The sequence below is a fragment of the Microcoleus sp. bin38.metabat.b11b12b14.051 genome (assembly GCF_013299165.1).
Taxonomy (GTDB): domain Bacteria; phylum Cyanobacteriota; class Cyanobacteriia; order Cyanobacteriales; family Microcoleaceae; genus Microcoleus.
In genome coordinates this window covers 13,508-40,047 of the sequence record NZ_JAAFKD010000039.1, presented here as the reverse complement: position 1 = coordinate 40,047, position 26,540 = coordinate 13,508, and the positions used below count along the sequence as shown (strand labels likewise).

The window sequence follows — 26,540 nt, the reverse complement described above, 5'->3', positions numbered from 1 at the left end:
GTAGTGCGGACTTCAGTCCGCTCTCATGCTGCGGACTGAAGTCCGCACTAGGAACGAGAACAATGATAAACTTGATATTCATAACCATCCACGCCAGGTAAATCGCGAGATTCAAGCTGACAATTTTGTGCGGCTAAATTGACAGGCGCGCGAAAATTAACCAACCACAAATCAAGCGGACGTTCCAATTGACTGAGTGTCTTATCCAGTATCCCCGCCACAATTTCCGGCGCATCCCTTCTCTGCTTAACCAAAAGAAACTGTGGAGAATCAAAAGCTGTAACTTCTTTTTTCTTCCTAACATCCGCTACATCCGCTACATCCGCTACAAAATCCGCTGCCGAACCCTTCTTCCTTTTTTCCCATTCCAATCCAATCCCCATCAACTCTCCAATTTCCACATGAGTCTTTTGAGTAGTCGCAATTAACACAGGAACTTGCGAGACTTCGCGGATAATCGGAATCAAAAGGTCTGGTTTGTAATATTTGCGATAACCGAGATTGGAATTTACTGTAACACCGCTCAAAAAGCCCATTGCTAAAATTAGCACCACTGCTTTTTTGCCAGCAATTACCACAACAGGTAAATTAAACCATCGAGTTTTTATTGTAGGTGTCTCATAAATAACTGATAAGGTTGCTCCTAATAGTAATATCACCCCCGGAAAGTAGACAAAGTTGTATCTAGGCCCGCGAGTTAGGTCAATTCCTATAATATATGCAAAGCTGAAAAATAGAAAAATTGCTCCTAGCACAAATCCGCCAAAAATAACAGTACCTAAACGAGTATCTGGCGTTTTCAAGGCAGTTTTAAGAGCATTTTGCAGGATCGGAAGCGCCCAGATTAAAAATATTGCCATTACGATCGCCGATCCAACCACCACAGCCAAATTAGCAGATTCCACCGGAAGCAGCAACATCACTACGATCCATCCCGCCAAAGCTTGGAAAATCGGCGCGATCCAATCTACAAATGTGCGATCGCCACCGACAATCCAATTGGTGAGTTCGCTACCGTATCTATTCGACAAAAATACTGGCAGCCAAACTAAACCGCCCGCTACAGTCCCCAGGGCTACTGCGAAAAGCCTCCACAGGATTTGAAATTGCCAAATATTCGGCTGCTGACTCTCCGAAAGCGCCAATTTCCAATGAAACTGCTGCCAGATTACAGCCATTAATGCTATGGCTTCCGCACACAAAGTCAGTACAAAAAAGTAGTGAACCGCAATTCCCAAACAGTTAACAATTATCCAAAACAGCACCGCCCAGATAGGCAGCGGAGCGCGCTGTTGTAACTTTTTGACAGCTAAAGTCAAACAAAAAAGAGACGCAATAACTAATAAGATTCCTAACGTATAATGGCGAGCTTCTTGAGCGAGATAAATGCCGTAGGGAGAAACTGCCATCATCGCCGCGGCACATTGACCAACTAAACGAGAATTGAATGCAAATTTGCCTAAAAGGTAGATGGCTGGAACTGAAATTACGCCCAATAATGCCGGCAGCGATCGCCCAATCCACACTAAACTATCCTGAGTAGGCACAAACAACCGCATCCACCAGTGCGCCACCATAAAATACACCGGTGGATGGTTGCTTTCCACCAGCAAATGGTTTAGAACATCTGCAATGCCAGCCTCGGGACGGAATTGCAACGGTTGTAGTAGAGTGGAAAGTGCGATCGGGCGATCGATCGGCACCCCGCGAAAACTGTTACCCAGACTAAACACGATAGTCGAAAACTCATCTGTCCACAGCGGTTTCGAGTCCAAATTGGCAAAACGCAGCATTAGGGCGATCGTCATCCACAGTAATAGCAACAACAGTTGTTTGTTCTTAATCATTAATTGAGTTATTGGTTATTTGACTGTTGACTGTTGACTGTTGACTGTTGACTGTTACCAATTCCCAATGCCCAATGCCCAATGCCCAATGCCCAATGCCCAATTCCCAATTCCCAATGCCCAATTCCCAATTCCCAATTCCCAATGCCCAATGCCCAATGCCCAATGCCCAATTCCCAATTCCCAATTCCCAATTCCCAATGCCCAATGCCCAATTCCTCATGCCCTAATCAACTTCCGTCACCCGCCAGCTCAGCTTCATATTAATCCAGAAATTCCACAGAGTCACAGCCACGATCGCAATTAAATTAGCCAAATATTCATTCATCCCAAAAACATTAAACATCAGATTAACCAGCAGCACATTCAAAATCAAACCCATCAAACAAATTGTATTAAATTTCAACAGCCGTTTGAAGCGCTGGCTAATTCCAGGCTGCCGCTTAGAAATATCCCCAAAAGTCCACAAATCATTCCACAAAAAGTTACTGATAATTGCCAACTCAGCAGCAAAAATCAGACTGCGAGTCAGTTCCAAATTGAGGTAAGTCCGCAACACGTACAAAACCGCCATATTCACAAACACACCGCTAAAACCCACGATGCCAAAGCGCACAAACTTACCCATCGGCCAGCGAGCAAACCGCAATATTAACAAGTGCCGCAAATACTCAATATACTGTTTCGATGTAACTTTGCTCTCGCCTTCTTTGCGTTCCTGAAACACATAACCAACTTCTCCAATCCAGCGGATGTTTCCTCTACCTAGCACTTCAATCAAAATTTTGTAACCGGCAGGATTCATGGTTTTGCCGGCAATACAATTGCGGCGCAGCATAAAATAGCCGCTCATCGGATCGGAAACTCTGCCCACCACTCCCGGCAGTATAATTAATCCAACAGTTTGAGCGCCCCGCGACAAAAATCGCCTGATGACGCTCCAGTCGCTCACCCCGCCCTCGGCAACGTGGCGACTCGCAGCGGCTAAATCGGCTCCCCGCTGAATTTCTGCTAAAAGCTGTAATAGTGTCTCCGGGGGATGCTGCAAGTCGGCATCGATGACGCCCAAAACCTCGCCCCGAGATGCTTGCCACCCGCGAATTACCGCCGTGGAAAGTCCGCGCTCGTCTTCTCGGCGCATCACCTGCAATTGGGGATATTCGACTGTTAGGGACTGGGCAATTTCCCAAGTGCGATCGGGACTGTTGTCATCGACTACAATTAATTCGTAGTTGCCGGGAATCATGCCATCGAGCAATTTGCTCAATTGTTCCACAATAGTTTTGACATTTTTGCACTCGTTGTAGGTGGGAACGATCAGAGAAAAATAAATTGACACTGTGTGTGCGTCTGTAAAATTTGAACCGCCAGTTGGTAAAGCCAGAATTTCTAAAGGCCCAGAAGGCACTGGCAACAGTTCATTTACTTGGTTAATGGTCATAATTAGCGCTTCTTGAAATGACAAGATGTTTTTTACGACTTTATACTTTAGAATCTGTTTCGTCTATAGTTCATTTGTTAAGATATAAAAAGCCCTTAATTATAGGTAGTTGATTCTATGAGTGAATTGGAAAATACAACTGTGGATGCAATTTTAGATCGCGCTTTACAACGTTATAACATCTCTACCGCTGAGGCCTTGGTACTTTTGCAGCAAAAAGATACCGATGCGATCGCTTCTATTCAAAAAACCGCTGATTTGCTGCGGCGCCGACAATCAGGGGATACTGTCACCTATGTTATAAATAGGAATATTAACTTTACAAATATTTGCGAGCAGCATTGCAGTTTTTGTGCATTCCGCCGCAATGAGGGAGATGAGGGCGCTTTTTGGTTAGATGCAGCCCAAATTCAGGAAAAAGCAACTGATGCAGTGCGACGGGATGCGACCGAAATTTGTATGCAGGGCGGCTTAAATGTTCAAGCTAAGCTCAATGGCAAATCTTTATCTTATTATCTGCAATTGGTGAAAACTATTAAAAATAAGTTTCCGCAGTTGCACTTGCACGCTTTTTCCCCGCAAGAAATAGAATTTATTGCGCGACAAGATAATCTTAGTTTCAGCTATGTAATTTCGGCTTTGCGGGATGCGGGAGTTGGTTCGATGCCAGGTACTGCGGCGGAAGTTCTCGACGATGCAGTGCGCCGAGTAATTTGCCCGGAAAAAATAGATTCGGCAACTTGGTTGGAAATTGTGGGAACTGCTCACCGTCTGGGTTTGCCGACAACGAGCACGATGCTTTGCGGCCATATTGAGACGGCCATGCAGCAGGCTTTGCATTTAGAAAAAGTGCGATCGCTCCAACAAACAGCCATTAACAACAACTATCCAGCCCACATCACAGAATTCATTTTACTGCCCTTTGTCGGACAGGATGCACCGGCTCCTTTGCGCAGTCGAGTCGGCCGCGATCAGCCAGTGTTAGCAGATACACTGTTGCTCACCGCCGTATCTAGAATCTTCCTAGGAAATTTGATTCCGAATCATCAACCGAGTTGGGTCAAATTAGGTTTAGCAGGAGCTACAGAAGCGCTCAGATGGGGCTGTAACGACATCGGCGGCACTTTGATGGAAGAACATATTACCACGATGGCCGGTGCGGTTGGTGGCGGTTGTCAGTCTGTCGAAGATTTGCAAAATGCGATTGGTTCTTTGGGGCGGACTTATCAGCAAAGAGATACAATTTATCGATTTTTGGGGGTTGACAAATTTGCTGCAATAAGTTAATTGTTCCCGAAAATAGTCGGCGGTTGAAACCGCTGCTATACAAACAATGTCCGCCTCCGCGGACTAAGAAACAATAAAGTAAAAATCCCTGATTTAGCACGGGTGAGGAGAAGAGATTGCCGATCGCACTTTCGACTAGATTATAGAAAGGGCGATCGCAAATTTAACACATCAATTCAACCGAATTAACTTAACCAACAAGCTCATGATTTCTCCCTGTTGCGGTGTAATGATGATGCGATTGTCGGTAATGGCGATGGGATGCGTCTAATTAGCAACATCCGCGTAGCGCCAGGCGTGGAGTTAGTGGATAGTGCGCCGTACACCCAACGGCGAACCGATGATGACGTGACGGATGGATTCGCGATTATCGGCCTCAAAGCTTTGGTTAGTTAAAACTTGGGGCGATGCTTGGTTCGATGCGGAATCTTGCAACATAGTTTTGACAAACAATTTGGGATAGTTTTGATGCTTTGTCACGGTAAAACCCCGTACAATTTCAAATTAATGCAAAGACAGCAATTCCCGTCAAGCACAATTTATTTAAACAATACTATCTAATGTTTCTATGTTTGCCTACACTAAGTTAATTTACGGTCATGGTCAATATATTTATAATTATCGTAAATCAATTTACGGTCAGCGTAAATGAGCTTAGAGAAATGTTTAACAAAACTTACACAAATAGCACAATTAGCCGTAGGGTGTGGATACCTGGAAAAATTCCTAAAAAACATCGACAATCTCATGGCGACGCACCTTACCTAGATAAAAGTTGAACATTCCTAGACCCAACTGGTAAAATTAGCATAGTGCGTCAGTTTCTTATAGGGTTTAGAAAAAATGTTGCTACGTAACAATTGTTTGGTTTGTTTCGTTCATTCAATGTGTCAAGTGCGGATCTATTAGATTTCAGCTCTTTTTGAGAGATTGTCGATGTATCCCCACCCTAAAGATACGGCTTTGCATTAATTTTGAAAATTGGTATTAAATAAGCATTCAAAACTACTTAGTCACACCGTCGCTCAACGCTAAACAATCTGTTTGTCAAACAAATTATTGCTCAAATTTACCCATTGTGCCACGCTTAAATCTTCAGCACGAGATTGAGTATTTATCTGTAACTCTTCTAACAATTGAACGAGTTTATCTAAATCCACAGATCCTTTCAAATTATTTCGCAGCATCTTGCGCTTGCTGCCAAATCCTAACTTGATTAAAGTCTCCAAATAGCGCGGATTAACCGCTGGCGTTTCTATTACTCTGGGAAGCAGCCGCACCACGGCTGAATCGACTTTTGGCGGCGGATAAAAGTCTTTTGACGGTACGTCGCAAATTAACTCACATTCTGCTAAATACTGGACTCGCACTGACAAAGCCCCAAAAGCTGTAGAACCAGGTTTAGCGTAAAGCCTTTGGGCTACTTCTTTCTGCACTAATAGTACGATCGCCTCGAAGGGCTTCGCAGCAGGGGCAGATATCGTTCCCAGCAGTTTTTGGAGGATCGGCCCTGTGATATTATAGGGAATGTTGGCAACAACTTTATGGGGATTTTGGAATTTGGGAAATACCCTTAGTTCCGCTTCTAAATCCATTTCCAGGAAATCGCCTTGCAGCAGTAAAAAGTTGTCGGTTTTGCCGAGTTGCTGCGCGAGTTTTAGGCACAAATCTCGATCGATCTCCACAGCAACAACAGACTCAGCCGCAGCCAGCAAGCGCCGAGTCAGAATCCCCGTGCCCGGCCCGATTTCCAGGACGCGAGAACCCTCCAAACTCGCCGCTTTCACAATCTTATCTAAGGCTTTCTCGCTTTTGAGCCAATGTTGAGCAAACTGTTTCCGGGGTCTGGTCGATCGCATTTTTTGAATTGTTGGATAAATCTTAGCCTTTCATTCTATCACAAGCTCATATTTTTTCCCAACCTAAAGTCATGTTTATTTTTGTAAACAGGGGTTGAATTCAGGAAAAAACTTGGGCATCATAAAAGGATTAACGATAAAAAAAAAGTTTACAAATTCGCAATTGGCAATTCGCAATTCGCAATTGGCAATTCGCAATGACCAATGACCAATGACCAATGACTAATGACCAATGACTAATTCCCCAAAAATGAAATTCCAACGAGTATTTGGTACATTACCCAAAACCCAAGCCAGCGCGCCCGGAAGAGTAAATATGCTGGGCGAACATACAGACTACAACGACGGATTTGTACTTCCGACGGCAATTCCTCAGCGCACAACAGTACAAATCGGCTTGAGCAGCGACAGCCGATACCATTTTTATTCAGCAGAATATGACGAACTCATAAATTTTTCAGACGACGATACCATACCGCAAAAATTCGTAAGTTATATCTGCGGCTGCATCAGACTCGTAGAAAAAGAAGGATACAAAATACCGCCAATAAATGTCTACATTACCTCGAACGTGCCGATCGGCGCCGGTTTGTCCAGCAGCGCCGCTTTAGAAATAGCCACCCTCAGAGGAATGCGCGCCCTGCTCAACCTACCCCTAGACGACGTGCGCCTCGCTCAAATCGGACAGCTAGCCGAAATTCGATATGCAGGCTTGAACTGCGGCATCATGGATCAAATGGCGTCGAGTTTAGCAGACACCAACACCATGCTATTTCTTGACACCCGCAGCCTCGAATACCGCCCGGTACCTTTCCCCACAGGTACAGAAATTTTAGTCATTGACAGCGGCGAAAGCCACCAACTAGCAGCCGGAAGCGGCTACAACCAGCGGCGGGCCCAGTGCGAAGAATCCGCCCGCAGATTGGGCGTTAAAGCCCTTAGAGATATCACCGATCCCAAAGCAGTCGAAGTATTGCCGGAACCGCTCAACAGGCGATCGCGCCACGTCGTCACCGAAAACAACCGCGTGCTCGAAGCAGTAAAATCCTTGCCAGCAGAGCGTTTTGGCGAGTTGATGAATGCTTCCCACGCCAGTATGCGCGACGACTACGAAGTTTCAGTACCCGCAGTAGACACCTTGGCGGCAATCTTGCAGTCAATCCCCGGAGTCTTCGGCGCGAGGCTGACGGGCGGAGGTTTTGGCGGTGCTTGCGTAGCTCTAGTCAAAAGCGGCAAAGCGGATGTTATTGCATCAGAGGCGATCGATCGCTACCAGCGCGCCGGTTATAGCGGCCGCGTTTTAGTTCCCGAAGTTAAACTTAATTCTTAATAGTAGAACTATCACCCGGTAGCGAAGGCCAGCGCACAGTCACGATCGCCGAATCCTCCAATGCCGACCAATAATGAGGCACTCCCGGCAACCATAGAGCATAATCTCCTTCGCGAGACAGCAAGATTTCTTGCGAAGGAAATTGCAAGCGAAACCTCCCTTTTACCAGGATAGAAAGCGTAGTTGCTACCGCATTTACTGCCCACTGAGTCCTGCAATCTCCGGCCGAGTGAACGCCCCATTTTACCTCTAACGTAGAAGTCGATCGCGCGTCATCGAGCGGCGTCATAAAGTGACCCGCAAACCACCCGCCGCGACTGGCACCTTCAGCACCCGCATTGCCAAAAATTACTTCTGACGGCATCAGCTAATAATCTCACAAACCAATATTTTAGTAACACAAACTCAACGGTTCGTAGTAAGGACTTTAGTCCTAACTGATTTTAATACCCAGACAAAGGACTGAAGTCCTCACTACAAACTCAAAGGTTCGTAGTAAGGACTTTAGTCCTAATTTATTTCAATTCCCAGAGAAAGGACTGAACTCCTCACTACAAACTCAAAGGTTCGTAGTAAGGACTTTAGTCCTAATTTATTTCAATTCCCAGAGAAAGGACTGAACTCCTCACTACAAACTCAAAGGTTCGTAGTAAGGACTTTAGTCCTAATTTATTTCAATTCCCAAAGAAAGGACTGAAGTCCTCACTACAAACTCAAAGGTTCGTAGTAAGGACTTTAGTCCTAATTTATTTCAATTCCCAAAGAAAGGACTGAACTCCTCACTACAAACTCAAAGGTTCGTAGTAAGGACTTTAGTCCTAATTTATTTCAATTCCCCCAAAGAAAGGACTGAAGTCCTCACTACAAACTGATTATTGTTAGACGAGCGGATACCATCGAACTTATTACTTGCGGCCAGAAGATTGACCTTCCGTCGTAGCGATTTCCCCAGCTTCCATAAACTGCTTAAAGCGGCGCAAATCATCAGCAATTTGCTGTTCGGGAGCTTCCCCAAATAGTTTAGCAGCACCAGCACCGATCGCACCGCCCGGAGGGTTGTATTCAATCACAACTTTTACCTCAGTACCCCGTCCTGCGGGTGCCGGTTGAAAGCGCACAAAACCAGAATTGTCCACATCAGCCCCTTCCACAGACGCCCAAACAATTAAGCGATTTTCTTCTTCACCCACAATCTCGGCATCCCATTCTACACTATTGCCCATCGGCGCGCTGGCAATCCAGTGAGAACGCTTGTCATCGATTACCGTCACGTGTTTGAGGTGCTTCATAAACCGAGGCAAATTCGCAAAATCGCGCCAGTAACGGTACAATTCATCGGCTGGTTTGTCGATCGTCACCGTCTTTTCAACTTTAATACTTTGATTCGCGTCTGCGGCCGACTGCAAACCCTCCACAACCCCCAGCCCGCGAGCGGCCAAACCGCCCCCCGCAACCGCCAGCAAAGCACCTCTGAGTGAACGCTGCGACAAGCCCAACAGTACCAGCGCTCCCCCACCAATCAACGAAGCCCAGCGTTCGCTATCGCCGGTGTTTTGGTTTTGTTTGTCAGAATTTGCGATCGAAGTAGATTCCATTGTTTTACACCTCGTCAGTCGATTTTAGATTTTAGATTTTAGATTTTAGATTTATGCCACAGCTACATCTGGGAGTTTGAGCAAAAGTCTAAAATCTTGGGATATCCACACAATAGCGTCGGCTCTTGTACCCGTTTTTGGGCTGGTCAATTAATCGTGAAAAATAGCACGTCGAGGCGCCACCCAAACAGTTGCCTCGAAACTTAAAATTAGGGTGAGTGCATTTATTGCACTTACCCTGCAAAATTTTCGCATTTTAATCAATCCATCGCAGCAACTAATTGCCACAACAGTCGCGCATTTGCTTCTAAAAATAATTGTCAACACCGAGCGTCAAAATCGCGATCGTTCCCAGCAAATGACCCGCGCTCATGCAAGCCAGAAATGCCGGTACGCTAACATTGTTGAACAAAGCCGGAAAAGGCAAAGGCATTTTCGGCCCGACGTGGGGATACCAAATTCTGCGGCTCAGAACTAGCAACGCTAAAATATTGCAAACAAACATCACTAGCGGCTTTTGCCAATTTCCTAACGCTGTGTCAGTCACAGCCGACTCCACTACTGCCAGTAAATTTGAGTTAATCATCGTTGATGCTCCTATTTTTAATAAAGTATCAGAGAGTCTCGATCGAATTGCTTGCCACGAATAGAGCAGGGGCGAGAGCGTTGACGCAATCAATATCTGCTTTGCTCTCCACATTCACCGCGCCAGCGATCGCGCCCCCACCTGCAATCATCGAATCACAGCAAGAATTCTTTTAAGGCCATTCAAAAGTAACGAAAGATACATAGGAACCAAGCCCAAGTCACTGCCACCACTGTTAACCTGTCTGGCTTTTGCCGCATTTACTCAGGCTGCCAGACAGGCAATACTGCTCGTTATTATTTAACGATATAGGTAGGCAGAAAGTGCAGTATGTCGCGCAGAACGCTATATCCAGCCATGTCCCAAAGCAAATAAGCTAAGAAACCGATCATCGCCAAGCGACCATTCCAAAGTTCGGCTTGTGGGTTGAAGCCAAACAGAAAAGCGTTCCGATCTTTGCCGTTGTAGGCATTAGCAGTTGAAGGTAGGTTAGTAGGACGAGTTTCCATGTTTTTACATTCCTTAATCATGTTTCGCCTATCATCGTAGCGAGCTAATTTCTACATTGCTATCTGCCGATAGGCTCAAAATACACACAAGTCTAAAGGAGGATTTTGAGATCCGAAATAACGTGTTAAGTTTTGTTAAACGAGATTTTTTAATGGCTGCCTTGTATGTGTAGATACTAAACACAGCCACCAGCCCAGATGGCGGCCGTGAAACCCTGTCTGGGCCCAGCAGCGACCAGCAACGGCGGTGGTGACTCGACAATACTGAATCGGCGAATTGCTTGCAGCCCAAAAAAATACCAGAAAGAAGTGGTTGAGGGCAAATCTCTTTTATCTATAAATTAAAATCAGACTATTGATTACTCGAATCCTATTGGTTGCAGGTAGAGGTCGCCCGGATTGCCGTCAACTGTCTACCCCTCGACGAGAGCGGGCGGGATCTGCTGTCCGCTGTCAACAGTCCGCTGTCAACAGTCCGCTGTCAACAGTCCGCTGTCAACAGTCCGCTGTCGGCTGAATAAATTTCAACTGCAAACCCGAACACGATCGCCCCGGAATTAACTAAGATAGGAGATCAACAGAGCGCGAGGGAGAAACAGTTATCGAAACCATCTACGGCAACCTTCAGGGTCTCAAGTCCAGCCAACTCAAACAACTCGAAAAGCTTTACCACCAGCGACTACCGGGCGATCGCATCACCACGGCAGAATTCGCCCAGCGCGTCGCAGCCATCAGCACCGAAATCGACAAACCAATCTGCACCTACATCAACCGCCGCGGACAAGTAATTCGCGTCGGCGTCGGTACGCCCCGCCAAACCCAGATTGCGCCCCTAGAATTGCCCCGCTACGGGGGAGGTCGCCTCAGCGGCATTCGGTGCATCGCCACCCACCTCAAGCCGGAAATGCCCAGTGAAGCAGCCATCACCGCCATGGCAATTCAGCGCCTCGACGCCCTCGTGTGGCTGACACTTAGTGGCGGAGGATTTCAACGCCGCGGCGGCGGTGCGGCAGGTTACATCCAAGAAACTTATCTCGTTCACCTGATACCCCAGGGAGACCGACCAAATTTTGAGTTTTCAGTGTTAACCGCTAAGTTAGAACCAGCTTCAACTGATGACAAACAGGAAATAGAAGAGCCTTTAATTCAAAACTCACCAATCAAAACTCAAAACTTTCCCTGGAAAATATCAGAACCTCTGAGTTTGGACGACCTCGCAGACCAAGATTTTCTGGAGTTGGTGGAAGGACTCGAAGCAGATTTTCAAGCTGAATTTGTCGCCAGACAAGTAGATGCAGACCAAGATAAAGTGCTCTTGGTTGGTGTCATGACTCAGCACATGACTCTGCTGGATTTTGAGGACGGACTCGCAGAAATTACCCGGCTGGTAGAAAGCGCCGGGGGTCAGGTGCTGCAAACAGTGCGTCAAAAGCGATCGAACCCCCACCCGCAGACAGTCGTCGGCGAAGGCAAAATTCAAGAAATTTCCCTCACCGCTCAAACCATTAGCGCTAACCTCGTGGTATTCGATCGCGACCTGTCCCCAGCACAAATACGCAACTTGGAAACTCAGATCGGTATTCGCGTAGTCGATCGTACTGAGGTAATTCTCGACATCTTTGCTCAAAGAGCTCGCACCAGCGAGGGTAAATTGCAAGTCGAGCTGGCCCAGCTACAGTACAGCCTGCCCCGCCTGACAGGTCGCGGTCAAGCAATGTCGAGACAAGGCGGCGGCATCGGTACCAGAGGCCCGGGGGAAACTAAACTCGAAACCGAACGGCGGACGATCGCCAAACGCATTTCTCGATTGCAGCAAGAAGTCAATCAACTACTGGCCCACCGCTTCCGGCTGCGGCAGAACCGGCATCACATGGACGTACCCTCAGTCGCGATCGTCGGCTACACAAACGCCGGTAAATCGACTCTGCTCAACCTGCTCACCAATTCGCAGGTCTACGCAGCCGACCAGTTATTTGCCACCCTCGACCCCACCACCCGAAAGCTGACGATTCCGGGCGCCCTCACCGGTGAACCGCTGTCGATCGTCCTCACAGATACAGTGGGCTTTATTCGCGAACTGCCGCCGTCCTTGATCGACGCTTTTCGAGCTACCCTCGAAGAAGTCACAGACGCCGATGCTTTGCTGCACCTCGTCGATCTGTCCCATCCGGCGTGGCAGAGCCAAATTCGATCTGTCATGAATATTTTGACAGATATGCCCGTAACTCCCGGGCCCGCCCTGGTAGTTTTCAACAAAATTGATGCCGTAGACGGAGATACTCTCGCCCTCGCCCGAGAAGAGTTTCCTCAAGCCGTATTTATCTCTGCCGCCAAAGGTCTCGGAATGGAAACTCTCCGCGAGAGACTAGCCCAGCTCATTCAATACGCCCTCTACCCTCGGTAAATACTTAAATATTGCCTTCAAGTAGTTGACATTCGGGAATATACGTACATATACTGAGGACAGATTCGGTCGCAGCATGAGACTATAAAAGAGTAGTCGGATTGTGCATTGTAAATTAAAATACAGCAGAGCTAGTTTGCGAAGAGTTCAATAATGAATGTCAGGAGGCAGCGGTCAAGGTAAAGAGACTATTTGTTAATGCCCGTAACGGCTGTTGGTAGAGAGGTTGACCAAAAATGTTGCTTCACTCCTTGCCAACTACTAAATAGTGCAGACCACGCTACGCGAGAGCGAGGTCAAACAGAATAAAACGATCGAAGTGTTTGGGAGTTAGCCTCAAGCGCTATACTATCTTTTATCGGCGTCCGCGACAGAAAACATCCATATATTTTGAGTTCTTTCAAATCCTTGCCCGCCGTGCAGCGCTCATCCTAGCACTATTTCTATTTTCCGATTTAACCACTGTTTAACTAAATAGTTATGTGTACGCCACTGGCAAAACTAGCGATTGGACTCTCTGCCACAATGGCAACAGGGTTCTACTATCTAGCTGCCGCCCCTCCGGCTTCAGCAGCAGTCGATGTGTGTGGGCCCGGAAACTTTTCAAGTGCCTGCTTGCCTGGTAATGCCACCAGCAGCCCACAATCTCCAGCAGCCACAGCTCCAGCAACCGCAGATCCTGTAGCGCCGCTGGCATCGCCCGACCCGTTACCCTTGCCCGTAGCGCCATCGCCGCTGGCATCGCCCGACCCGTTACCCTTACCCGTAGCGCCATCGCCACTGGCATCGCCCGACCCGCTACCCTTGCCCGTAGCGCCACCGCTGCTGGCATCACCCGACCCGCTACCCTTGCCCGTAGTTGAATCACCAGCACCGATAGTAGAACCACAAGCGCCGGTAGCAACTGAATCACTAGCAACACCACCACCAACGATAGTAGAACCACTACCGCCGCCGGTAGTTGCATCGCCAGTACCAACACCAGACCCGATACCGCTATTGCCACTAGCCCCGCCGATAGTCGTATCACCTCCACCCATACAGGCGACCCTGCCGAGCTTCACAAACATATACACAAACACCAGCTCTCAGAGAGCAACATCTATCCCAGAACCGGGTACAGTAGTAGCACTCCTGATGACAGGGGCAGTAATCATCTGTTCGGGCAGAAAACGAAATAAGCAGGTAGGTCAGCAACGGTAGGCGGGTCTAGCCTGCTACTTGTTTTCACAAAGTCTCCGTTTCTTCAAGAGCCGGTGTTTTTTTATATTTAGGTTAAATTACGTTAAATTGTATTAATAATTACACTAGACCTGGCTGGCGCCAACTAGATAAAAATTAAAATAAGATTGGTTAAGATTAAAATAAAAAAATATTGTGATTATTTGAGCGTCAGATGAATCCTAAAGTAGAAATTTACACTTGGAGAACCTGCCCCTTTTGCATTCGTGCCAAAGCACTGCTGAAGCAAAAAGGGGTTCAGTTTACAGAGTACGCGATCGACGGAGATGCAGCAGCACGCGATCTCATGACCGATCGAGCCAACGGAGGCCGCAGCCTGCCCCAGATATTCATCAACGACCAACACGTAGGCGGCTGCGACGACATCCACGCACTCGATGCTAGAGGCCTGCTCGATCCGCTGCTAGCAGCAAAATGAGGCATTCCCCGTTGAATCTGGAATTTGCCAAAATTTTCCTGCGACCAAATCTTAACTGTAACTGACCATGAAATTTGCATTCATCATCGATCCCCTCGCGCGACTAATTCCAGGACACGATACCAGCGTAGCGCTGATGGAGGCAGCTCAAGAATTAGGTCACGAAGTCTGGGCAACTCAAGCCAACGAATTAAGCATCATCGGTGGCAAAACCTGGGCAATGTTGACTAGAGTGGCCCTCACCCCAGTCAAACAGGTAGAAGGGCGCTGGGAGGCCGCTGAGGCTTGGTATAAAGCGGAACAGCCTACCTTAGAGCCACTAGCAGCAATGGACGCAGTATTTATGCGTACCGATCCCCCAGTCAACGTTCCCTACCTGTACACTACTTATCTTCTCGACGGCATCGATCCCGCGAAAACTTTGGTAGTTAACAGTCCCAAAGGATTGCGGGCTGCCAATGAAAAGATGTATGCTTTGCAATTTGAGGGAGCTATCCCCGAAACAATTGTTTCTCAAAACAAGCAGGTAATTCGGCAATTTGTTGAAAAAAAAGGGGCCGCAGTTCTTAAACCGTTGGGTGGCAAAGCTGGTGAGGGCATTTTGTTTTTAGAACCGGGCGATCGCAATCTCAACTCCCTGGTCGAAATTAGCACTCTACAAGGGCAAATTCCCGTCATGGTGCAGACATATCTGCCGCAAGCAAAAGACGGAGATAAACGAATTATCCTCTTGAACGGCAAGCCCGTCGGTGCAATCAACCGCATTCCCACCGGCAACGAATTTCGCGGCAACATGGCCGTCGGCGGCCGAGTCGCAAAAACCGAAATTACCGATCGCGAACATCAAATTTGCCAGCAGTTAGCACCGGTGCTGCAACGAGACGGACTGTACTTTGTCGGCATTGATATCATCGGCGGTTATCTCACCGAAGTTAATGTCACCAGCCCTACAGGAATCCGAGAAATTGACTTATTTGATGGCGTCAGTTTGGGCAAACAAGTAATTGAATGGACTGTCTCGCAAGCAGGAACTAGAAGTTAGGATTTAACAACGGAGAATTACTCATATGCTGCTAAATATTTTTTTGAGAAATCAAAAAAAATCGCCCTTTTTTTAGGGCAAAAAGCTTGACTTTGAGAAATTTTAGAGGTATTATTTAATAATGGGAGTGGTGACAAAATTTAAATTTAAGTCACCACTCCCATTATTAAATAAATATATCCCAAAAATCCAGAAAAATCAATAGGTAATAGTTACTTTTTTAGAACCAATTTTTTAACAAAATTACAAAAAACCCGGTTTATTCTTGAATATTTTCATAAGTTCATCTATGTGCCAGCTTTTGTACGAACAGACAACATCGCACTCTGAAGCTTTCCTATCTTAAAATTATCTGCGTTAATCTGCGTTATCTGCCTTCAATCTGCGGTTGACCTCTCAATCAAAGACTTAATCCCCAATCCCCAATAATTAAATCATGTCAAAAATTGGCGTTGCAGTAGTCGGTACAGGTTTCGGTCAAAAAGTACACCTTCCCGGATTCCAGACACACCACCGGACAGAGGTTGTGGCCGTCTATCACCGGAATTTAGACAAAGCTCAAGCGATCGCCACCGCCCACAATATCCCCTACGCCTGCAACTCGATCGCAGATATAGTAGCGATCCCAGAAGTAGCAGGCGTCAGCATTTCCACACCGCCATTTTTGCATTTTGAAATGGCAAAAACCGTCCTAGAAGCAGGCAAACATTTATTACTAGAAAAACCGACAGCCCTGACAGCCAATGAAGCCCGAGAACTTTACCGATTAGCAAACAGCGAATCTCAAACCAAATCAATTGCCACAATGGACTTTGAGTTTAGATTTATCCCCGCATGGCAAATGCTAGCAGAATTATTAGCAACAGGATATGTCGGAGAAAAGCGTTTAATTAAAATTGATTGGTTGGTGCCCGGCCGCGCTGATGCGACTCGTCCTTGGAATTGGTACGCGCAAAAAGAGCAAGGCGGCGGAGTTTTGGGTGCAACAGGTTCCCACGTTTTTGATTATATTAGCTGGCTATTCGGCCCCGTACAAAGGCTTTCTGGGCAATTGATTACAGGAATTGCAGCACGGCCAGATCCGAACGATTCGGGAAATTTAAAACCTGTTGATGCCGATGATTCTTGCACGTTGATGTTGGAATTGACCGGGGGAACCCCTTGTCAAGTTTGTTTGAGTTCGGTTACTTATCAAGGGCGGGGACATTGGGTCGAAATTTACGGAAGTAAGGGTACTTTGGTTTTGGGAAGCGACAATCAACAGGATTACGTACACGGATTTCGCTTGTGGGGTTCCCAAGCTGGAGAACCTTTAGCTGAAATTAAGATTCCTCAGAGATTGGAGTTTCCTCAAGTTTATCCAGACGGCAGAATTGCACCGTTTATTCGAGTAGTAGACAGGTGGGTAGAAGCAATTGATGCGGGTAAATCTTTGATCCCGTCCCTCAAAGAAGGCGTTTACTCGCAGTTGTTGATGGATTTGACCCAGGAGTCCAATGCTACGGGAACTTGGGTGGATGTACCGAATTTTGATAAATTTTTGGGCGGCCAGTCAAATTGAAAACTCACAAACCAATGTCGCGCACTCGATCGCACCCCAAACCCGATAAACTACTAATAGAGAAACTCGATCAATCCCTATATCCAGATTCGGTAGTTGTGAATGGCGCGCCCTGAAAGTCCTTGCCTCAGTATAGCGATCGCTCGCCTGAGAACCGCTGGGGCAAACCATTTTGCCACTTGGGTTCTACAAGCTCCCTATCCCAGCGGGTACGTTCACCACGACTGTATGTGGCCCGATACCCTATCCCAATCTTGGAAAGCTTGGCAGGAAATGTTCTCCCCGTCAGGGACAATTCACGAATTGCCCCTAAATCCTGATGGCAGTTTCGTCTCGCCGGAAAACAACCAGAATCTACTGGCAGAAACTGAAAAACGAACCGCTCAATCGCTACAAATCCCTCCTATTATGTCCTCTGTGCCGCTCCACCTCAGTCAAAGGGGTCTGGTGGAGAGGGGGGAGCAGAATCCGCCACCAGCACCTCCTAGCTACAGCAGTCGTCTGATGCAGCATTTGGGGATCGATCTTTGGCAGTGGCTGTTTGAAGGCCCGATTCAGGGTAGTCTCCAGGAAAGTAAAGGTATCGCGATCGGGCAAAATCTACCCCTGCGAGTCCGCGTAGACTTACGCGAACCGTATTTGATTGCTTTACCTTGGGAAATTATGCAGCCTCAAGCCGGTCAACCGGCAATTTCTCTGTCGCAGCAACTGCTGTTCAGCCGCACTACCAGCAATGTTGAGCCTTTGCCGCCCCTGCGTCCTGCGGATTCGCTCAACATTTTGCTCGTTTTGGGACAAGCAGAACCTGGGCGCAGTGCTAATTCTGAATTTTCCAGGGGCAATAATCGTCATTTGCAGTTGGAAGCAGAAGCTGTCGCCCTAGCTGGGGTTCTAGAAAATGCTTTTCAAACCGACGACAGCGGTAAATATTTTGACATCAGCGTTCCGACTAACGTTGATACTCTGATCGAACCTACTCCGGCGGAACTAATTTCTCGCCTGGAAACGCAAGCTTATAACATTCTGTTTTACGCCGGCCACGGGATACCTGGCCCGGACGGCGGCTTGCTGTTTTTGGGGCCAGACACGGCGATTAACGGTACTGAATTAGCTCAAGTTTTGGTTCGATGCCGGGTGACTCTGGCGGTGTTTAATGCCTGTTGGGGAGCTCAGCCAGCGGTGGAAAGGCCGCATTCAAATAACGGTCAGCAACAGGCGATCGCCCGCAGCAGCTTAGCCGAGGTGTTGATCCATCACGGGGTGCCGGCGGTATTGGGGATGCGGGACTCGATCGCCGATCGCGAAGCCCTGAGTTTTATCCAAACTTTTGCCCAAGCTTTGGCCGGGCGGATGTCGATCGATCGCGCCGTCGCCATCGCCAGACAGCAGCTACTGACACTGTACAAGTTCAATCAACCGGCTTGGACGTTGCCCGTACTGTATATGCACCCAGAGTTTGACGGTCAACTGACTGAACCGGTAGATGACCTAAAAACTGAATTGCCTTTGAATTCTTCTACTTGGCTGGGACGTTTGCCGTCTTGCGCTTACTTGCGGGGGCGCGATCGACCAAATGTCAAATCTAGCGAATCTGGCAATCAGGTTTGGCCCATTACCGCTGGTATGGTTCGAGTCGGACGCTGGGAAGAAAACGACGTAGTGATTCGAGAACAATGGGTTTCTCAAAAACACGCGGAGATTTTCTGCCGCAACAGCATCGGCGATCGCGGGGGCGAACCTAGCTACTTCCTGCGCGATTTTTCCCGCTACGGGACTCTAGTTTTGGGTACAGACGGATGGGTGAGAGTTCACCACCAAGAACTGCTGCTGCAATCGGGTACTCAGCTAAAATTTGGCAGTTCTCAAGGTCAGATTTTTGAATTCACTATTGAGGTTCCAAAAACTTCGGGCTACAGTGAGACTGATTGCGGAACTAATTAAGGTGCGGGTGTAGCTAATGAAGGCAATCGGCGATCGGGACACCAAAGTTCTCGACGCCCGTGTCTCAAGTCTGAAGTTAAAACAGTTACTCACCACTGGCAACTAGCACTTGGCAGAGTCCACCTTCTGTATTTTACTTGAACTACTTAGGTATTACATCATGGCTACCCAATCTCCTGATTCTCAATATTTTCGCGACTCACAAACTCAGGCGCAGATGGAACTTCTCACCACAATAGTTCAGACTGATGTTGCCTATCCTTGGAATCCAGCACAGCTTGAATCAGAATCTTATTTAACCGATTTAGAGCAAGAATTTGCTCTGTTTGATTCCTTCAGCGACAGCGATATTGCCGAGAAATCGCAAGTTTTGTTCGCCAAATTAGAACAAGTTTGGCTGGTGACTGCTTTGCAAAAGTCTTTGCGCGAAAAATTTGCTCGCGTTCCTCAAGATTTTCTAGCCCGCATCGCTCAAAGCGTCCAAAATGCAACTGTTAAGTATCAATCTTTAGCTGACCAAATGGTTGAGTGCGTGTTAGATATTTTGCCTCAGTGGGCTGAGGAAGATTTGCAGGTGTTGGCGCGTCCTTTGGCTTATGCCATGCGAGAGGCTGATTCGTCCGGGGTGGAAGTGGTGATGGAAACTAGAAGACCTTGGGCCCAATTGTCGGAAATAGAACAGGCTAGAGTTGGTTTGGCTGTCGCCCGCTATGCAATTTCGCAATTAGAAATTTCTGATTAGTTTTTCACGGCTAGTTTTTTATGCTGCGATCGCGGTATTTTTTTAAACTAATATAAAATTTATCTACCTTGAGTTAGATGTGAAATTCGTCTAATTATTAACCCATAGGGATTGCTATCGTTTGATATAGCAATCCCATTTGATTTGTAGAGATAATATTTTTTGGTGGAAAGAACTGCTTTCGCAGTCAGTCAAGCTGGCAGCAAGCAGACAAAAAACTGGGTTGATAGTAGGTTTGTAGTGAGGACTTTAGTCCGCAGACTTTTATCGGGACTTGCAGGTTTGTAGTGAGGACTTTAGTCCGCAGACTTTTATCGGGACTTGCAGGTTTGTAGTGAGGACTTTAGTCCGCAGAGCAGGACTGCGATTCCGAACGATCGAACCAGGTTTGATTGCGGTTGTGCGATCGCACACTATCTCAAGTTCAGTTGCTATAGTGGGCATCGCACTTGCTGAGCAGTTTGCTACCAGCCAGCGAGTGAAGTATCATCAAATTGTCAGAATGTTAAAAAATCTAAAGATAGTCAGTAGGGTATCTCGGAATTTTCAACTGAATTAAACAGCGGACAGCAGGAAACCCTGACTGTTGCAAGCACGATCGGGAATTGCAAATTTTATGACAAATTCAAGATTTGACCTTCAAGACTTGAAACGCCGCTTATTTTGGCGGATTTCGCGCGTGCCGGCGGCAACGCTAGTCGTGTTGGGGGCGGTTGCTTTCGCAAGTGCGATCGCCGTAGCCTGGTTTAGCGGTGAAGGTACAGTAAGCGGCATTTTTGGGGCGATCGACATTTGGCAGCAAAACCCGCCTGTGTGGCTGCAAGTACCCGCGGCGAGCAAGATATATTTGTTAGTGCCAACTTTTGTCCTGGTATCGGCTGCTTTAGCTGCAATGAAAATTTCGCCTCAGCCCCAGAAAATATCGCGCGCTGTGGTAGTAGCCATACTTTTAGCTTTAACCATTCGTTACGTTTTGTGGCGATCGCTCGTCACTCTAAATTTAAGCGATCCCCTGAACGGTATATTTAGTGTGGGGCTGTTTTTCCTAGAAATGCTGATGGTTGTCAGCAGCAGCATTCAAATGTATTTAATGCTGAGAATGAAAGACAGGCATCGAGAAGCCGATCGCATGGCCATTGCAGTTGCAGAGGGAAACTTTACCCCGTCCGTAGACATTTTTATCCCAACTTACAACGAACCAATCTTTATTTTGCGGCGCACAGTCATCGGTTGTCAAGCTTTAGATTATCGCAACAAAAATATATATTTGCTTGATGATACAAAGCGCCATGAAATCAAATTGCTAGCCAAAGAACTCGGATGCAAATATATAACCAGACCGGATAACAGTCACGCCAAAGCTGGCAACATCAATCACGCCACATCCCTAACCAGTGGAGAACTAATTGTAGTTTTCGATGCCGACTTCATCCCCACTAAAAACTTTTTAACAAGAACAGTTGGCTTTTTTCAAAATCCCGAAATTGCCCTCGTGCAAACACCGCAAAGCTTTTACAACCACGATCCCATCGCCCGCAATTTAGGTTTAGAAAATGTGCTGGTGCCAGAAGAAGAAGTATTTTACAGACAAATTGAAATCATCAAAGACAGCGCCGACAGCGTAGTTTGCGCTGGCACATCTTTTGTCATGAGGCGCAGCGCGCTACAAACAGTGGGAGGCTTTGTCACAGATTCAATCTGCGAAGATTATTTTACCGGAATTCGGTTGTCAGCCACCGGGTATCGTTTAGTTTATTTAGATGAAAAATTGAGTGCTGGTTTGGCGGCTGAAAATATAGAAGCCCATCTAACTCAAAGATTGCGCTGGGCGAGAGGAACCCTTCAGGCATTTTTTATTGATTCCAATCCTTTGACGATTCGCGGCCTCAGATTCATACAAAGGCTGTGTCATCTAGAAGGATTGCTGCACTGGTTTACCAGTTTAAGCAGGATTGTGTTTCTGTTGATGCCTTTAGCTTATTCATTTCTGGGCGTACTTCCTTTGCGGACAAATGCGCGGGAATTGCTCTACTTTTTCCTGCCTTACTATCTGGTGCAAGTTACTGTGTTTTCTTGGCTGAATCGCAAATCGCGATCGGCTTTGCTGTCGGATGTTTACTCGTTCGTGCAGTGTATTCCTTTAGCGGTGACGGTGGTGAGTGCAATGCTAAATCCCTTTCAGAAAGGGTTTAACGTGACACCAAAAGGAATTGCGAGCGATCGCTTTCGTTTTAACTGGAATTTGGGATGGCCTTTGATTGTCTTGTTCGCCGCGACGGCATTCAGTTTGTGCCATAATTTAAATCTTCATTTACTTAAAAATGTTGGTAGCTTGCAGGCAATATCAGAAAGTGCTGATTTGTTAAAAGGCACGAGTTTGGGCTGGATTTGGAGCGCTTACAATCTGCTGATGTTGGGGATTGCGCTGTTAATTTTGGTGGATATTCCTAAGCCGGACATTTACGAATGGTTCAATTTACGCAGGGTGGTGCAGTTGAATCTGGGCGGTGAAAGTTTTTGGGGAATAACAACTGTAATTTCCGAAAGTGGCGCTGAAGTTGCTCTGACACAGCGGCCGAGTTTTGCGGCCAAAGCTAAAGGAAGCAATCAGAGTGTTACCGCAGCAGAGATTTTGCCAAAATATGCTGTTGAGACAAGTTTATCGCAGGGTAAAATTAGAGCGCTCGCTCGCAGTGCGGCCGTCAAAGCGAAGAAATCGCTAGCACCGGCTGTGATGGAGTTGGACACCGAAGCTTGTTTTGTCAACGGTTTGATTGATTGCGATTCGGCGACTCTGGAAATTATGGAAGAGGAATGTTTGATTCCTGTCGCTAAGATTGAGTTGATTAGCGATCGATCTCAATCAAACTCAAGTTTTCCCGATGCAGCAGGGCGCAGTGTTGCCGAATTTCCAACTGTACGAATTGCGTTCGATCGCCTAAACATGACTCAACACCGCTGTTTGATTGAACTGCTGTACTGTCGCCCGGGCCAGTGGAAGCGCCAGGAAACGCCGGGAGAATGGCGATCTTTGTGGTTGTTGTTGAAAATTGCTTTGAAACCGAGGGCTGTGTTTGAGAGAAACAGGCCAGTTAGACCGATCGCAGTTTCGCAAGTTTAGTAGATATCATATCAAATCCGGTAGCATCGGAATTAATACTACCATAAATCAGGACATGGCAGTGCCGTGTCCCTACCCCGATCAATTTTCGGAAAACGACATTCCGATATCCGATCTATCATTTTTGCACAGCCAAAGTTGACAGAATATAAATATTTTGATAACATGAATTTAGTTTTTTGTAAAAATTTCCGAACCGATGAAACTCAACTCATCTTTGTTTTATAAAGCAGTTTTGGTGACAAATTTGCTCCTAGCATCTGTCACTGCTTTCGGTATCTCTGCTCAAGCCGGGCCGGACAACTCTAGAAACTCTACTAAAAACTATAAAGGTCAATGTAGTTTTTACGGACAAAATCAACCACAGGCACAAACGATCGGCTGCTCAGTCAAGCAGAGTCTCACCCAAATTACAATCATCTGGGATGATGGATTCACAACTAATGTGGTGTCTTCATCAGATGGTGTTTGGCAATCAATGCCATCTCGATCGCTCGCCGGAGTAACATTTTATGCCGGTACTGGACAAGTCTCTAGGGTTGAAATTTACGAAGGCCCCGGTAAAGGTATTCTTGTTGTCAATCCTCTTTGAACTAAGTTCAAAACAACCCGCTTTCTTTGAAAAATCGTGTATCTATCGGAGAGATGACGAGCGTGGTTTAGGGGTTGGTGCATTGGGAAGAGTACGAGTTGGTGATGCTGGAGTCTGGATATTTGCGCCAATGCGACTTGTCAACCACCAAATACCTGTACCTACGATCGCGATCGTAATTAACAGCGACAAAACGACAGCCGGAGCTTGATTTTTTGGGGACATAAGAGTACAATTTTAGATTTTAGCTTGACAAATAAAGATAATTCTTATTTTTAGGTTACAACTTAATATACACTTTTCAAGAGAGTGTCGCCGTCTATTAGAATTAGGTTTGTAGTGAGGACTTTAGTCCGCATCCCTCGGAGGATTAAAGTTCTCACTATCAACAATATCAGGATTAAAACACAATTTACAAACCGGATAGCCGTCTATTAGAATTAGGTTTGTAGTGAGGACTTTAGTCCGCATCCCTCCGAGGATTAAAGTTCTCACTATCAATCAATACGGTTTACTTAAGAGCAGGTTTTGCCTTGATACAGTCGATTATTTCATGGTTTGTTCGCCGGCACCTGCCCCTACCGTAATATGGTTGACTTAAGAAATTAGTCAAAAATCCTTAAGTAAACCGTATTGCACTATCAATAAGATCAGGATTACCATAGAATTTACAAACCGGATATCGGCAAAAATTCGTAACCATAACTGGTGCGATTTCCCGGTTTAACAGTTACCAATTGAACTGCTCGATTGCGATCGCCCGAAGCTAAAAACCGAATCGGGCCCGATGCTCCGGTTGCCGAAAAATCCGACGCCGATAAAGCTTGTTGAATCCCGGTACGAGTCGGATTGCGCCCTAAACCGACAATTAGGGCGATCGTCGCGTCGTAGGCTAAAGCTGTGCGCCAACTGACTTCAGCATTCCAAAGTTGTTTGGAGGTTTGGGGAAAGTTTGACTGCGGATCTGCGAGAATGTGCCAAGGAACAGCCAGCACCATATCTGTAGCTTCCGCGCCACCGATTTGCAGTGTTTTAGCACTATAAGCGCCGTCTCCTGCGAGTAACGGCAGGCGTTTGGCGTTGACTTGGACTATTTGCAAAGCTTGGTCGATGGTGGCAGAATTGGAAGCTAACATCATGACTTCTGCTCCCTGGGCGATCGCACTTTTAACGCTTTCAGCAGCATTAAAATTGCCCTTAGCAAAGTCAAATTCCGATACTATTTGTCCGCCATCTCCGTAAACAGCAGTAGTGAATTCATCTTTTAAAGATTTGCTGTAACTGCTAGCAGAATTAAAAAACACAGCAACTTTTTGCTTTTGCAATTTTGTCAGCATATAGCGGGAAAGAGCATTAGCCGCAAACCGATCGCTCGGGACTGTCCGAAATATGTTGCTACCAACTCCTGAGAGCTGCACAGACGTACTTGTCGGGGAAATTGCTACTAATTGATTTTGTTGGTAAATTTTGCTAGCTGCTAGCGTTGTGTCCGAACCAAAATGCCCGATTACTCCTAAAATTTCCGAATTCTTTGCGAAAGCACTGGCAATTTGCGACGCAATTTCTGGGTTGTTGTCGTCGTTAGCAATTAGCACTTTTAAGGGAGTCCCGTTAATGCCGCCGCTTTGGTTGATTTCATTCTGAGCTTGAGCGACGCCCCGCAGAATTTCTAAAGCAGCATTGGTATCGGCGCCAATGGGAACCGCTGCGGCAATTGTGTAGGATTTTTGGTTGCCGCTGCGGGCGTTGTTGAGGTAAATTAGTGCTTCAGGATCGTTGCGATTGGTTTTTAGCGAAGCTTGTAAATCGGAAATAGCGGCGTTGTAGTTACCAGATGCGATCGCCTGTACTGCGGCTTGTTTGGTTGTGGTTGCTTTGTCTGGAATTAACAGTGTTTTTCCGGCACTCAGACGCTGCTGAATTTGCTGCTCTGATTGCGGAGAATTCCCCGTCTGGGGCTGAGAAAACGTCTGATTTTGGGGTAATGAACCTCCTGGAATGACGCCGCCGCTTCTCAGCCACCAAATACCTGCACCAGCTAGCCCGATCGTAATTAAGAGCGATAATACCAAAACAGGGGTTTCGTTTTTTTGGGACATGGCTGCACAGTTTGAGATTTTAGGTTTTAGATTCAACAAGAAGGAATAAAAAAGTTCGGCAACGGCTTTTTATAACGGATTTAACGGGTGGATGCGGATTTAAAAGATCGATTTTGAGGAAATGAGGAAGAAGGCATTTGTCAGGAGATTTTAAATTTACTTGCAGCTTGGAATCGGGAGCTTGAACTCTCAGTCTCAAATTTGAGGCTCTAGACTTCTGGCGTCGGGGGCTTGTACCCGTTTTTGGACGGGTCATCCGCCAGAAGGCCCAATAACTCATCTAATTACATTTTTACATTTATTTTATAAATCTTAGGCGAATTGCGACGCACTCAGCAGTATAATAAGCGCAAATCCGAGGGCGGATATTATTTTTGCAGGAACTATGTATAAGTTAACTCTAGAATGGATGGAAGGGCATCGGTCGCGATCGCAAACCTTCACCCCCGCACAAGCCACCAAGCACCAAGGTACAATTCGCATCGGCCGCGATCGAGAGCAGTGCGATTTGGTACTAAGTGAGGGCGACAGAAGTTTATCTCGCTTACACGTTGAAATATTTCTTAACAGCGCTAATCAATTCTGGGTGCGAAACCTGACGCGGGAGCAGCCACCAGCTAAACGCAACCCGGTAATTGTTGACGGTAAAACAATCTTGGATGCAGAAGCGCCTCTCAAAGTTGGCAGTCAGATTCAACTGGGAACAATAGTTTTAAAAATAAGGACGATCGAGCAACAGCAACGACAAATCAACCAACCTGCCGCTGGGCTAGTTTACGGCATAAAATGTCCGACAGGTCACGTTTTATCCCATCAGTATTTGGGTCTTTTTTGTCCGCACTGCGGTAAAGGAATACAAGCAGGAGAATCGGAAGTATTGAGATCCTGAGTGTCAGAAATGCCAGGGTAATACCATTTGAGATT

Annotated in this window: 25 protein-coding genes; 11 read left to right on the top strand and 14 right to left on the bottom strand. The window is 46.7% G+C overall.

The window, feature by feature from the left end; all coding sequences use genetic code 11:
* Positions 1–47: 47 nt before the first annotated feature.
* From QZW47_RS27090 to QZW47_RS27080, 3 genes are read right to left on the bottom strand one after another with little or no spacing between them, the layout of a single operon-like run.
* On the bottom strand, positions 48–1,847 hold the full coding sequence (locus QZW47_RS27090; protein ID WP_293134434.1) for a glycosyltransferase family 39 protein: 1,800 nt from the start codon (positions 1,845–1,847) through the stop codon (positions 48–50).
* Positions 1,840–2,070, bottom strand: a complete 231-nt coding sequence (locus QZW47_RS27085) for a hypothetical protein (RefSeq protein ID WP_293134431.1) — start codon at positions 2,068–2,070, stop codon at positions 1,840–1,842. Before QZW47_RS27085 ends, QZW47_RS27090 begins: the two co-directional genes overlap by 8 nt.
* A gap of 3 nt (positions 2,071–2,073) precedes the next feature.
* Positions 2,074–3,288, bottom strand: a complete 1,215-nt coding sequence (locus QZW47_RS27080) for a glycosyltransferase (protein ID WP_293134428.1) — start codon at positions 3,286–3,288, stop codon at positions 2,074–2,076.
* 117 nt (positions 3,289–3,405) lie between these two features.
* Here QZW47_RS27080 and cofH point away from each other — a divergent pair, with 117 nt between their 5' ends.
* Positions 3,406–4,575, top strand: a complete 1,170-nt coding sequence (gene cofH, locus QZW47_RS27075) for a 7,8-didemethyl-8-hydroxy-5-deazariboflavin synthase subunit CofH (protein WP_293134425.1) — start codon at positions 3,406–3,408, stop codon at positions 4,573–4,575.
* 303 nt (positions 4,576–4,878) lie between these two features.
* Here cofH and QZW47_RS27070 read toward each other — a convergent pair whose 3' ends face one another.
* Together QZW47_RS27070 and rsmA are read right to left on the bottom strand one after the other, a co-directional pair.
* Positions 4,879–5,055, bottom strand: coding sequence for a hypothetical protein (locus QZW47_RS27070; RefSeq protein ID WP_293134422.1), 177 nt, complete (start codon positions 5,053–5,055; stop codon positions 4,879–4,881).
* A gap of 551 nt (positions 5,056–5,606) precedes the next feature.
* Positions 5,607–6,434, bottom strand: a complete 828-nt coding sequence (rsmA, locus tag QZW47_RS27065; RefSeq protein ID WP_293134420.1) for a 16S rRNA (adenine(1518)-N(6)/adenine(1519)-N(6))-dimethyltransferase RsmA — start codon at positions 6,432–6,434, stop codon at positions 5,607–5,609.
* Between the two features lie 250 nt (positions 6,435–6,684).
* On the opposite strand from rsmA, the gene galK reads away from it, so the two are divergent.
* Positions 6,685–7,764 (top strand): galactokinase, encoded by a 1,080-nt coding sequence (gene galK / locus QZW47_RS27060; protein ID WP_293134417.1) that lies wholly within the window; start codon positions 6,685–6,687, stop codon positions 7,762–7,764.
* On the opposite strand, the gene QZW47_RS27055 is transcribed toward galK, so the two are convergent.
* The 6 genes from QZW47_RS27055 to QZW47_RS27030 all read right to left on the bottom strand — a co-directional run bounded on the left by QZW47_RS27055 (position 7,754) and on the right by QZW47_RS27030 (position 11,271).
* On the bottom strand, positions 7,754–8,128 hold the full coding sequence (locus QZW47_RS27055) for a signal peptidase I (protein WP_293134414.1): 375 nt from the start codon (positions 8,126–8,128) through the stop codon (positions 7,754–7,756). The two genes, galK and QZW47_RS27055, sit on opposite strands and share 11 nt — an antisense overlap.
* A 541-nt stretch (positions 8,129–8,669) precedes the next feature.
* Positions 8,670–9,359 (bottom strand): SRPBCC family protein, encoded by a 690-nt coding sequence (locus QZW47_RS27050; protein ID WP_293134411.1) that lies wholly within the window; start codon positions 9,357–9,359, stop codon positions 8,670–8,672.
* A 307-nt stretch (positions 9,360–9,666) separates the two neighbouring features.
* Positions 9,667–9,945, bottom strand: coding sequence for a Photosystem I reaction center subunit PsaK (locus tag QZW47_RS27045; protein WP_293134408.1), 279 nt, complete (start codon positions 9,943–9,945; stop codon positions 9,667–9,669).
* Positions 9,946–9,973: 28 nt separating this feature from the next.
* Complete coding sequence (locus QZW47_RS27040; protein WP_293134405.1) at positions 9,974–10,096, bottom strand: hypothetical protein; 123 nt, start codon at positions 10,094–10,096, stop codon at positions 9,974–9,976.
* Between the two features lie 145 nt (positions 10,097–10,241).
* Positions 10,242–10,454, bottom strand: a complete 213-nt coding sequence (locus QZW47_RS27035; protein ID WP_293134402.1) for a chlorophyll a/b-binding protein — start codon at positions 10,452–10,454, stop codon at positions 10,242–10,244.
* Positions 10,455–11,133: 679 nt separating this feature from the next.
* Positions 11,134–11,271 carry a hypothetical protein gene (locus tag QZW47_RS27030; RefSeq protein ID WP_293134399.1) on the bottom strand — a complete coding sequence of 46 codons (138 nt, stop codon included), beginning with the start codon at positions 11,269–11,271 and terminating at the stop codon, positions 11,134–11,136.
* On the opposite strand from QZW47_RS27030, the gene hflX reads away from it, so the two are divergent.
* Complete coding sequence (gene hflX / locus QZW47_RS27025; RefSeq protein WP_366930936.1) at positions 11,209–12,858, top strand: GTPase HflX; 1,650 nt, start codon at positions 11,209–11,211, stop codon at positions 12,856–12,858. The genes QZW47_RS27030 and hflX overlap by 63 nt on opposite strands.
* 542 nt (positions 12,859–13,400) lie before the next feature.
* Here the strand turns inward: hflX and QZW47_RS27020 are convergent.
* Positions 13,401–13,898, bottom strand: coding sequence for a hypothetical protein (locus QZW47_RS27020; protein WP_293134393.1), 498 nt, complete (start codon positions 13,896–13,898; stop codon positions 13,401–13,403).
* Between the two features lie 356 nt (positions 13,899–14,254).
* Between QZW47_RS27020 and grxC the strand changes: the two genes are divergently transcribed.
* The 7 genes from grxC to QZW47_RS26985 all read left to right on the top strand — a co-directional run bounded on the left by grxC (position 14,255) and on the right by QZW47_RS26985 (position 23,517).
* A complete protein-coding gene (gene grxC / locus QZW47_RS27015) occupies positions 14,255–14,518 on the top strand; it encodes a glutaredoxin 3 (RefSeq protein ID WP_293134390.1) in 264 nt (87 codons plus the stop codon).
* Between the two features lie 67 nt (positions 14,519–14,585).
* On the top strand, positions 14,586–15,560 hold the full coding sequence (gshB, locus tag QZW47_RS27010) for a glutathione synthase (protein WP_293134387.1): 975 nt from the start codon (positions 14,586–14,588) through the stop codon (positions 15,558–15,560).
* 436 nt (positions 15,561–15,996) lie between these two features.
* Complete coding sequence (locus QZW47_RS27005; protein WP_293134384.1) at positions 15,997–17,121, top strand: Gfo/Idh/MocA family oxidoreductase; 1,125 nt, start codon at positions 15,997–15,999, stop codon at positions 17,119–17,121.
* A gap of 102 nt (positions 17,122–17,223) precedes the next feature.
* Positions 17,224–19,062, top strand: coding sequence for a CHAT domain-containing protein (locus tag QZW47_RS27000; protein WP_293134381.1), 1,839 nt, complete (start codon positions 17,224–17,226; stop codon positions 19,060–19,062).
* Positions 19,063–19,222: 160 nt separating this feature from the next.
* On the top strand, positions 19,223–19,804 hold the full coding sequence (locus QZW47_RS26995; RefSeq protein ID WP_293134378.1) for a hypothetical protein: 582 nt from the start codon (positions 19,223–19,225) through the stop codon (positions 19,802–19,804).
* A 616-nt stretch (positions 19,805–20,420) separates the two neighbouring features.
* Positions 20,421–22,925, top strand: a complete 2,505-nt coding sequence (locus tag QZW47_RS26990) for a glycosyltransferase family 2 protein (RefSeq protein ID WP_293134375.1) — start codon at positions 20,421–20,423, stop codon at positions 22,923–22,925.
* Between the two features lie 199 nt (positions 22,926–23,124).
* A complete protein-coding gene (locus tag QZW47_RS26985) occupies positions 23,125–23,517 on the top strand; it encodes a hypothetical protein (protein WP_293134372.1) in 393 nt (130 codons plus the stop codon).
* 42 nt (positions 23,518–23,559) lie between these two features.
* On the opposite strand, the gene QZW47_RS26980 is transcribed toward QZW47_RS26985, so the two are convergent.
* Positions 23,560–23,742, bottom strand: coding sequence for a hypothetical protein (locus QZW47_RS26980; protein ID WP_293134369.1), 183 nt, complete (start codon positions 23,740–23,742; stop codon positions 23,560–23,562).
* Between the two features lie 443 nt (positions 23,743–24,185).
* On the bottom strand, positions 24,186–25,616 hold the full coding sequence (locus tag QZW47_RS26975) for an ABC transporter substrate-binding protein (RefSeq protein WP_293134366.1): 1,431 nt from the start codon (positions 25,614–25,616) through the stop codon (positions 24,186–24,188).
* Between the two features lie 385 nt (positions 25,617–26,001).
* Here QZW47_RS26975 and QZW47_RS26970 point away from each other — a divergent pair, with 385 nt between their 5' ends.
* Positions 26,002–26,505 carry an FHA domain-containing protein gene (locus QZW47_RS26970; RefSeq protein ID WP_293134363.1) on the top strand — a complete coding sequence of 168 codons (504 nt, stop codon included), beginning with the start codon at positions 26,002–26,004 and terminating at the stop codon, positions 26,503–26,505.
* Positions 26,506–26,540: the final 35 nt, after the last annotated feature.